Below are 7,259 nucleotides of genomic sequence, written 5' to 3' on the forward strand. Positions count from 1 at the left end.
GGTGATCGCCGCCGGGGCCGACGGCGTCGCCGTGGTCTCGGCGATCTGCGCCGCGCCCGATCCCGAGGCCGCCGCCCGGGCCATCGCCGTGGCGGTGGCGGAAGGGCGGGCAAGATGATTCCGAACCTCCTGACCATCGCCGGCACCGACCCGTCGGGCGGCGCCGGCATCCAGGCCGACCTGAAGGCCTTCTCCGCCCTCGGCGCCTATGGCTGCGCCGTGATCACCGCGCTGGTCGCCCAGAACACGCGGGGCGTGCAGGCGGTGGAGCTGGTGCCGCCCTCCTTCATCGCGAAGCAGATCGACTGCCTGCTGGCCGATGTCCGGATCGACGCGGTGAAGATCGGCATGCTGGCCACTGGCGAGATCGTGCGCGCGGTGGCCGACGCACTGCGCCGGCACGGGCTGACCCGGGTGGTGGTCGACCCGGTGATGGTGGCGAAGAGCGGCGACCGGCTGCTGGACCGCGATGCCGTGGCGGCGCTGCGCGAGGAGCTGCTGCCGCTGGCCGAGGTGGTCACTCCGAACCTGCCGGAGGCCGCCGACCTGCTGGGCCGCGCGCCGGCCGAACGGCGGGAAGAGATGCCGGAGATCGCCGCGGCGCTGCTGGCGCTCGGCCCCCAGGCCGTGCTGCTGAAGGGCGGCCATCTGGAGGAGACGGAGAGCCCGGACCTGCTGCTGTCGGCGGCCGGCTCCTTGACCCTGGTGGCCCCGCGCATCGCCACCCGCAACACCCATGGCACCGGCTGCACCCTGTCCGCCGCCATCGCGGCGCTGCTGCCGCAGCGGCCGGATCTCGAGACCGCGGTGCGCGAGGCGAAATCCTACCTGACTGGGGCGCTGGCCGCGGCCGACCGCCTGTCCGTCGGCGGTGGCCACGGCCCGCTGCACCATTTCCACCGCTGGTGGGGGTGACAAAAAAGGCGCCGGAGACCGGCGCCCTTTTGCAATCGGACGGCTGTTCCGCTCACCCGACCTTGTTCTTGTTGTAGACGTCGAAGGCGACGGCGGCGAGCAGGACCAAGCCTTTGATCACCATCTGCAGGTCGATGCCGAGGCCGAGGATCGACATGCCGTTGTTCATCACGCCCATGATGAAGGCGCCGATCACCACGCCGGTGATCTTGCCGACGCCGCCCGAGGCCGAGGCGCCGCCGATGAAGCAGGCGGCGATGGCGTCGAGCTCGAACTGGTTGCCGGCCTGCGGCACCGCCGAGGTCAGGCGCGCCGTGGTGATCAGACCGGCCAGCGCCGACAGCACGCCCATGTTGATGAAGGTCAGGAACACCAGCCGCTCGGTGTTGATGCCGGACAGCTTGGCCGCCTTCTCGTTGCCGCCCACGGCGTAGATCCGGCGGCCGATGGTGGTGCGGGTGGTGACGAAGGCGTAGAGCACCACCAGCACGCCCATCAGGATCAGGATGTTCGGCAGGCCGTTATAGGTGGCCAGCAGGTAGCCGAGGCCGGCCAGCGCCACCACCGTGGCGACGTTCTTGATGACGAAGAACAGCAGCGGCTCCTGCTCCACCCCGTGCTGGATCTCGCTGCGCCGCTTCTTGACGTTGAACCAGACCAGGATCAGCGGCACGGCCAGGCTGATCAGCAGCGTGGTGATCCAGACCTTGCCGTTGCCGGTGAACAGCTCCGGCATCGAGCCGAACGGCTCGGCGATGAAGCCCGAGGACATCTTCTGGAAATCGGCCGGCACCGGCCCGGCGCGCTCGCCGTTCAGCACCATGATACAGAGGCCGCGGAAGGCCAGCATTCCCGCCAGGGTGACGATGAAGGATGGGATCTTGCGGTAGGCGATGAAATAGCCCTGGGCCGCGCCGATCACCGCGCCCAGCACCAGGCAGGCGATGGCGGTGAGCCAGGGATCCACCCCCTGCCACACCATCAGGGCGCCGCCGACCGCGCCGACGAAGCCGGCGATCGACCCGACCGACAGGTCGATATGGCCGCTGACGATGACCAGCAGCATGCCGAAGGCCAGCACGATGACATAGGCGTTCTGCTGGATCAGGTTGCTGAGGTTCAGCGGCGTGAACAGCCGGCCGTCGGTCGCGAACTGGAAGAAGACCATGATCGCGACCAGCGAGAGCAGCATCGCGTATTCGCGGATGTTGTTCTTCAGGAACTCGCCGATCCGGCTGTTCGCGCGAGTCTGCAGGGCGGTGGTGTCGGTGGTCATTGCCTTGGTCCCTAGACCCGTTCCTTCGAGCGCATGATCGCCCGCATGATGCTTTCCTGAGAGGCTTCCTTCGCCGGCATCTCGGCGACGAAGCGGCCCTCGTTCATGACGTAGATCCGGTCGGACATGCCCAGGAGCTCCGGCATCTCCGACGAGATCATGATGACGCCCTTACCGGCCGCCACCAGCTGGTTGATGATGGTGTAGATCTCGTATTTGGCGCCCACGTCGATGCCGCGGGTCGGCTCGTCGAGGATCAGCACCTCGGGCCCCGCGAACAGCCACTTGCTCAGCACCACCTTCTGCTGGTTGCCGCCGGACAGGTTGACCGTCCGCTGCTGCACGCCGGAGGAGCGGATGTTGAGCTTGCGCCGGTAGTCGGTCGCGACCCCGAGCTCGCGCATGTCGTCGATGACGCCGCGGCGGGCCACGCCGGGCAGATGCGCCAGCGGTATGTTGTGCTGGATCGAATCGATCAGCACCAGCCCCAGCGACTTGCGGTCCTCGGTGACATAGGCCAGGCCGGCGGCGATCGCCTTCGGCACGGTGCCGAGGTCGACCGCCTGGCCGCGCATCGTCGCCGTGCCGGTGATCTTCTGGCCGTAGGACTTGCCGAAGACGCTCATGGCGAACTCGGTCCGCCCGGCGCCCATCAGCCCGGCGATGCCCACCACCTCGCCGGCGCGGACATGCAGGTCGACACCCTTGATCATCTGCCGGTCGGCATGCAGCGGGTGATAGACGCTCCAGTTCTTCACCGCGAACAGCGTCTCGCCCAGCTTCGGCTCGCGCTCGGGATAGCGGTCGGTCAGGTCGCGTCCGACCATGCCCTTGATGATGCGGTCCTCGTTGACCGCGCCGCCCTGCGCATCGAGCGTTTCGATGGTCGAGCCGTCGCGCAGGATGGTGATCGAATCCGCGACCTTGGTGATCTCGTTCAGCTTGTGCGAGATCAGGATCGAGGAGATGCCCTGGCGCTTGAACTCCAGCAGCAGCTCCAGCAGCGCGTCGCTGTCGCTCTCGTTCAGGCTGGCCGTCGGCTCGTCGAGGATCAGGAGCTTCACCTCCTTCGACAGCGCCTTGGCGATCTCGACCAACTGCTGCTTGCCGACGCCGATATTGGTGACCAGCGTCGCCGGGTTTTCCTTCAGACCGACCTTGGCCAGCAGCGCCCGGGACCGGGTCAGCGTCTCGTTCCAGTCGATGACGCCGCGCTTCGCCACCTCGTTGCCGAGGAACAGGTTTTCGGCGATCGACAGGAGCGGCACCAGCGCCAGCTCCTGATGGATGATGATGATGCCGGCTTCCTCGCTGTCGGCAATCGAGCGGAACTGCCGTTCCTTCCCTTCGAACCGGATCTCGCCTTCGTAGGAGCCGTGGGGGTAGACGCCGGACAGAACCTTCATCAGCGTCGACTTGCCGGCGCCGTTCTCGCCGACCACGGCATGGATCTCGCCGCGCCTGACCGCGAGATTGACGTTGCTGAGCGCCTTCACGCCCGGGAACGTCTTGGTGATCCCGCGCATCTCCAGGATCGTATCAACGGGGGTAACTGTATCCACCTCAGGGCTCCGCTCGCCACGGGCGCCAGCCTGCCGCTTGCCCGCGGCAGACGCAAGGACAGGGCCCCGCGCCCGGAGGCACGGGGCCCTGAGGGCACGTCAGATTACTTCAGCTGGTCGGCGGTGTAGTAGCCGCTGTCGACCAGGACCTTCTGGACGTTGTCCTTGGTCACCGGCACCGGCGTCAGCAGGTAGGACGGCACCACCTTGACCCCGTTGTTGTAGGTCTTGGTGTCGTTGACCTGCGGCTCCTTGCCGCCCATCACGGCGTCGATCATGTCGACGGTGACCTTGGCGAGGTCGCGGGTGTCCTTGAACACGGTGGAGTACTGGTCGCCGGCGAGGATCGACTTGACCGACGGCACCTCGGCGTCCTGGCCGGAGACGAAGGGCAGCGGCCGGTCGCCCGAGCCGTAGCCGACCGCCTTGAGCGAGGCGATGATGCCCATCGACAGGCCGTCATAGGGCGACAGCACCGCGTCGACCTTCTTGTCGCCGTAATAGGCCGACAGCAGGTTGTCCATCCGGGCCTGGGCGGTGTTCGGGTCCCAGCGCAGGATGCCGACCTTGTCCATGCCCATCTGGCCGCTGGGGATCACCACCTTCTTGCTGTCGATGTAGGGCTGCAGCACCGACATCGCGCCGTTGTAGAAGAAGAAGGCGTTGTTGTCGTCCGGCGAGCCGCCGAACAGCTCGACGTTGAACGGGCCCTTGCCGTCCTTCAGGCCGAGGGCGTCGACCAGCGAGCCGGCCTGCAGGACGCCGACCTGGAAGTTGTCGAAGGTGGTGTAGTAGTCGACATTCGGCGTGTCGCGGATCAGGCGGTCATAGGCGATGACCTTGATCCCGGCGTCATGCGCCTGCTGCAGCACCGAGGTCAGGGTGGTGCCGTCGATCGCGGCGATCACCAGCACCTTGGCGCCCTTGGTGACCATGTTCTCGATCTGCGACAGCTGGGTCGGGATGTCGTCGCCCGCATACTGCAGGTCGGCGTCGTAGCCCTTGGCCTGCAGCGACTTGACCATGTTGTCGCCGTCGGCGATCCAGCGCGCCGAGGTCTTGGTCGGCATCGACACGCCGACGAGGCCCTTGTCGGCCGCCTGCGCGGACAGCGCGAAGGCGGACAGCCCCAGCGCCAGCGCGGTGATGGATGTGATCAGCTTCACCGTTTTCTCCCTCTGCTCTCTTCTGCCCCGGGACTTGCCGTTCGGGTGTGGTCCCGGCGCGCTGTTGCCGCATGACGGCAGATGATGCCGCAGCCACCCCGGCCGTTCCGGCCGGGCCGCCCGTGACTGTGGCATCGATGGTGGTCCGGCGCCGGCAGGACCGCGAGGCGCCGATCGGCGGGCGAGCCTCCGCGCGCGCTCCTCACGGAACGCCGCTCAACCTCCCGCCGGACGATCAAGCCCGACGCCTCGTCGATGTGGTGAAATCCATAAGCTCCTCCCTGTGAAGCGCGACTGCGACGCCTTGTGGCTGTTGGGGGGCCGGTTCGGCCGATCCAATCCTCATACAATTTGGCGTAATCTCTCGCCACGTCGCCGCGCTGTCAAGCGCCGCGGCCGAGGCATGGTAATCGATTGAATTAGCTGGGGCAGCGGGTTGTTCTAGGTCCCCTCTACAGCCCGTCGCTGCCGCAAGCTGTCTCGAATGACGGCCAGGAGTGGGCGGTCGAGGCAATCAAGAGCTAGACAGATCGGACAGAGGCAGGGTGGCGACCGTCTCGACCATGTCTGGAAAGCAGCGGAGCAGCGTCACCGCCGCGACGCGGCCGTGGAGGATGCGCCCTTGCCGACGGATCTCTTCGGCCACCGACGCGGCCGACGCCGCATCCGGAACCCGAGCGACCGTGACATGCGGGTGATAGGGCAGGTCGCGACGGAGCGCCGGCTCCAACGGGCCTGAGTAGAGGTGGTCATGAAGCGCCATGAGGGCTTCGCCGCCATCGTCGGGCAGCAAGAAGACGTAGTGGCTCGAGGTCTGGTCGTCCGACGCCGGCGCGACGGAGTGGAAGTCGATATTGAACGACGCAACGCCCTGCAGCCGGCCCCGGACATGGTCGAGCATCGCCGACTCCGGCAGCAGGCCGGTCGGAAACACCAGGGTCGCATGCGCGTCGATCATCGCCGCCTTGGCGGCATCGTGCTCCCGACGGATCGCCTCGATCCACTCGCGGTCCGCATCGGACCAGAGTGGATAGCCGACCACTGCGAGCCTGACGCCGTCGTCCATCTTGCCCTCCAGCCGTTGCCCGAACCGTAGCCGCCTTCCCGCCGCCGCAAAACCCGGCTAAAGCTCGCGCCCATGTCCCTGCTCCGCGGCATGGCGACGGTCGGAGGGCTGACGGCCGTCAGCCGCATCGCCGGATTCGCCCGCGATATCCTGACCGCCTCGCTGCTGGGCGCGGGGCCGATGGCCGACGCCTTCGTGATCGCGGTCAAGCTGCCCAACCTGGCCCGGCGCCTGTTCGCCGATGGCGCCTTCATGGTCACCTTCGTGCCGCAATACGCGGCCGAGCGCGGCGAGAACGGCCGAGCCGCCGCGCTGGCCTTCGCCGGTGAGGTGCTGGCCGCCCTGCTGGCGGTGCTGATCCCGCTGACCCTGCTGGCCCTCTTGGCCATGCCTGCCATCCTGGCGGTGATCGCCCCCGGCTTCGTCGCCGACCCGGTGCGCGAGGCGCTGGCGCTGGACTATGCCCGGCTGGCCTTCCCCTATCTGCTGCTGATGTCGGCCGCCGCCCTGCTGGGCGGCGTGCTGAACGCGCAGGAGAAGCTGGCCCCCTTCGCCGCCGCGCCGATCCTGTTCAACCTGGTGCTGATCGCGGCCCTCTTGTTCGGCACCCATCTGGCCGGGTCGCCCGGCCGGGCGCTGGCAATCGGCGTCACCCTGTCCGGCATCGTCCAGCTGGCCTGGCTGGCCCTGGCCTGCCGCCGCCACGGCGTGCCGGTGCGGCTGATGCCGCCGCGGATCGGGCCGCGGCTGCGCCGGCTGGTGGTGCTGATGGGGCCGGGCGCGATCGGCACCGGCATCACCCAGATCCAGATGGTGCTGAACACGCTGGTCGCCAGCTTCCTGCCGGCCGGCGCGGTCAGCGCGCTCTACTACGCCGACCGGCTGACCCAGCTGCCGCTCGGTATCGTCGGCATCGCCCTGGGCACCGCCCTCCTCCCCACCCTGACCCGGCTGCTGGTCGAGAACCGGGCCGAGGATGTGGCGGCGACGCAGAGCCGGGCGATCGAATATGGGCTGCTGCTGGGCCTGCCCGCCGCCACCGGTCTGATCCTGCTGGCCGGGCCGATCGTGCATGGGCTGTTCGAGCGCGGCGCCTTCGGGCCGGCGCAGACGGTGGCGGTGGCCGGGGCGCTCGGCGCCTATGCCGCCGGCATCCCGGCCTACATCCTGATCCGGGTGTTCTCGACCTTGTGCTTCGCCCGGCAGGACACGGCGACCCCGATGCGCACCGCGCTTGTCGCCACCGCCCTGGCCGTGGCCGGCGCCGTGCTGCT

General features: G+C 68.2%; 6 protein-coding genes. 2 read left to right on the plus strand and 4 right to left on the minus strand.

The features are described 5' to 3' along the window. The first annotated feature begins 114 nt into the window (after positions 1-114). Positions 115-915, plus strand: a complete 801-nt coding sequence (gene thiD, locus P409_RS21310; RefSeq protein ID WP_034843381.1) for a bifunctional hydroxymethylpyrimidine kinase/phosphomethylpyrimidine kinase — start codon at positions 115-117, stop codon at positions 913-915. Between the two features lie 52 nt (positions 916-967). On the opposite strand, the gene mmsB is transcribed toward thiD, so the two are convergent. From mmsB to P409_RS21330, 4 genes are all read right to left on the minus strand, one after another. Then, positions 968-2,191 carry a multiple monosaccharide ABC transporter permease gene (gene mmsB, locus P409_RS21315; protein ID WP_034843384.1) on the minus strand — a complete coding sequence of 408 codons (1,224 nt, stop codon included), beginning with the start codon at positions 2,189-2,191 and terminating at the stop codon, positions 968-970. Between the two features lie 11 nt (positions 2,192-2,202). After that, a complete protein-coding gene (mmsA, locus tag P409_RS21320) occupies positions 2,203-3,753 on the minus strand; it encodes a multiple monosaccharide ABC transporter ATP-binding protein (protein WP_430515653.1) in 1,551 nt (516 codons plus the stop codon). A 104-nt stretch (positions 3,754-3,857) separates the two neighbouring features. After that, positions 3,858-4,919, minus strand: coding sequence for a multiple monosaccharide ABC transporter substrate-binding protein (chvE, locus tag P409_RS21325; protein WP_034843393.1), 1,062 nt, complete (start codon positions 4,917-4,919; stop codon positions 3,858-3,860). Between the two features lie 514 nt (positions 4,920-5,433). Continuing rightward, the gene (locus P409_RS21330; protein ID WP_034843396.1) at positions 5,434-5,985 is read right to left on the minus strand and encodes a 2'-5' RNA ligase family protein; all 552 of its coding nucleotides are present in this window, start codon (positions 5,983-5,985) and stop codon (positions 5,434-5,436) included. A gap of 72 nt (positions 5,986-6,057) precedes the next feature. Between P409_RS21330 and murJ the strand changes: the two genes are divergently transcribed. Then, positions 6,058-7,259 (plus strand): murein biosynthesis integral membrane protein MurJ (murJ, locus tag P409_RS21335; protein ID WP_034843400.1); only part of this gene is annotated, 1,202 nt, incomplete at its 3' end.

The organism is Inquilinus limosus MP06, assembly GCF_000767795.1.
GTDB classification, from domain to species: domain Bacteria; phylum Pseudomonadota; class Alphaproteobacteria; order DSM-16000; family Inquilinaceae; genus Inquilinus; species Inquilinus limosus_E.

Excerpts from the sequence above, each read along its gene's own strand:
- thiD (WP_034843381.1), top strand. The coding sequence starts at position 115 with ATGATTCCGAACCTCCTGACCATCGCCGGCACCGACCCGTCGGGCGGC.
- mmsB (WP_034843384.1), bottom strand. The coding sequence starts at position 2,191 with ATGACCACCGACACCACCGCCCTGCAGACTCGCGCGAACAGCCGGATC.
- P409_RS21330 (WP_034843396.1), bottom strand. The coding sequence starts at position 5,985 with ATGGACGACGGCGTCAGGCTCGCAGTGGTCGGCTATCCACTCTGGTCC.